3 protein-coding genes are annotated in these 2,256 nt (G+C 49.3%); 1 reads left to right on the top strand and 2 read right to left on the bottom strand.

Annotation, left to right across the window (positions count from 1 at the left end; translation table 11 throughout):
- The first annotated feature begins 125 nt into the window (after positions 1-125).
- Entirely contained in the window at positions 126-665 is a 540-nt protein-coding gene (locus H6F88_RS00050; protein ID WP_190640723.1) for a hypothetical protein, read from the top strand.
- A gap of 1 nt (position 666) precedes the next feature.
- Here H6F88_RS00050 and H6F88_RS00045 read toward each other — a convergent pair whose 3' ends face one another.
- Positions 667-1,050: a histidine phosphatase family protein gene (locus H6F88_RS00045; RefSeq protein WP_190640722.1), complete on the bottom strand. Its 384-nt coding sequence runs from the start codon at positions 1,048-1,050 to the stop codon at positions 667-669.
- A 168-nt stretch (positions 1,051-1,218) separates the two neighbouring features.
- Positions 1,219-1,851 (bottom strand): Vat family streptogramin A O-acetyltransferase, encoded by a 633-nt coding sequence (locus H6F88_RS00040; protein ID WP_190640721.1) that lies wholly within the window; start codon positions 1,849-1,851, stop codon positions 1,219-1,221.
- Positions 1,852-2,256: the final 405 nt, after the last annotated feature.

The raw sequence follows: 2,256 nt of genomic DNA, 5'->3' as shown, positions 1-2,256 counted from the left end.
GGAATTGATCAGGGGGATAGTGTCTCTCAAGTGAAGTTTATTGAAGCGCTCTTTGGAATTGCTGCTTAAGGGAATGTAAACGATACCGATCGTTTGTTCTTAATAAGTTTTTGCGACACAACCCGATGGACTACCACCTGTTTGGACAACTGTTGCGCTGGGCAAAACACAGACATCCGAAGCTCAGCACTCATCAAATCGTGTCACGCTACTGGCGGGTCAACCAGGGAGATGGATGGGTATTTCAAACCAACGACGGACCTAAACTCCGCCGCCACAATGAAACGCCGATTCGTCGCCATATCAAGGTTCAAGCTAATCGCTCTCCGTATGATGGAGACTGGGTTTACTGGGGTACAAGGCTCAGAAACTACCCTCAGCTACCGCCACTGAGAGCAATATTGCTCAAACAACAAAGTGGTAAGTGTGCCTTCTGTGGACTTCACTTTTGTTCAGAGGATCTCATTGAGGTACATCACCAAGATGGGAACCACGGCAACCAGAGCCTGAAAAATCTGACACTGCTACACCGTCACTGCCACGACCAGGCACACGCAGCAGCGACACTCCCCGCAACTGGTATTCCTGACAATGAACCAAGTTGGAGAGGAGCCGGATGCACGGAAACGGGCAAGTTCGGTTCTGAAGCCAAGCAGGTGGGGTGACCTACCTGCTTAGGTTAACCATAACCCGAACTACCGCAACACCTCGCGTCATCGCTGTACGGCTTGACTCACCCCCCTCAAAACTCAGGTCTAAATCTACAAATGTCTCAGCTAGCCGTTTCCGCCAGTTATCTAGTGGAACTGGACTTAATGCCCGCTCAATCAATCGCTCATCCACCTCAACCGTTAACCCAAGACGTTCCGACAACGGCATGATTGACTGACATGCTCTGGTGAATGGACTGGAAATAATGCGTTCAACCGGTACTTTGCTAAACCGATCCGCTAACGCGATCGCTTGCTGTTTGCCTATTTCTGTCAACGGTGCATCAGGTTCTTGACCAGTTGCCTGACAATGCCTCACGAGATACAAAATCTGGTTCATGTGCGATCGCTTGGCTTACTCAACTTAGAACGCTAACAGGCACCACTGATAAACTGCCACAACCGAGAAACGAAGACGTATAACGGCTCTGTTGAGCGGTTGTAGCCACCTTTAACCCCATACCCAGGTATCGCCAATCCGCTCCAACAAAATTGTTCGACTGCGCTGCTACTGACAATTGATTAGGGCTTCAATGTCTGCCGCTACAATTTTTTCCAGATTGCGCGTAATTTTCTCAATGTCCCAATTCCACCAAGCGACTTCAAGTAATGCTTGGATCACATTATCCTCGAAGCGCTGGCGGATACACTTCGCTGGATTGCCACCAACAATGGTATAAGGTAAAACATTGCTCACCACAACTGACTTTGCAGCAATGATAGCTCCGTCTCCCACCTGTACTCCTGGCATAATCACCGCTTCATAGCCAATCCACACGTCATTTCCGATCACTGTATCGCCTTTGTAACTTAGCTCGTCCGATTGAGGGTCTATTCTCTCCCAGCCATTGCCAAAGATTGAAAACGGATAAGTCGAAAAACCATCCATTTTGTGATTTGCCCCATTCATGATGAACTTTACGCCTCGCGCCAGCGCACAAAACTTGCCAATGATTAAGCGATCGCCGATGAATGAAAAATGGTATAAGACGTTGCGTTCAAAGTTATCTGAATCTTCTGGATCGTCGTAATAGGTGTAATCTCCAATAATGATATTAGGATTCGATACCGTGTTTTGGATAAAGCAAACCTGCGGGAACCCCTTCATTGGATGCTTATCTTTTGGATCTGCTCCGTACACAATCGGTCACTCCCGACTTTCAAAATGCATTGACATCTGCATCCTATCTAGAAACTTAAGTTACTGTTCTAACCTGAAATCTAGGCAGTCGAACGACCAAGCTCACCTGCACGCGGAAGCACTAGAGTGAGGCACGAACGGCGGCGCTATAGGGTGTCGGTGTGCAGCGCCTTTATGCGGTGTTTCTACTATGAGGCTCGACGGGGCCGACGCGTCTGCGGCTAACATGGCGCTTCGCAAATCTTCTTCCCGCGCCCGGACTTCATGCACGTCGCTCATTTCGATTCCTCTGCGAAAAGATCAAGAACCGCTCGCCATGCGCGCTCAGTGTGTTTTGGGTGATAGCCGACACCTGGCACGGTCGCTTGAACATGCGTGAGCCCTTCGGCCGGCGATCCATCCGAA

The sequence above is a fragment of the Oculatella sp. FACHB-28 genome (assembly GCF_014696015.1).
In the GTDB taxonomy this organism is placed as follows: Bacteria; Cyanobacteriota; Cyanobacteriia; order Elainellales; family Elainellaceae; genus JAAUTN01.
This window is presented reverse-complemented; position numbering and strand designations above follow the sequence as displayed.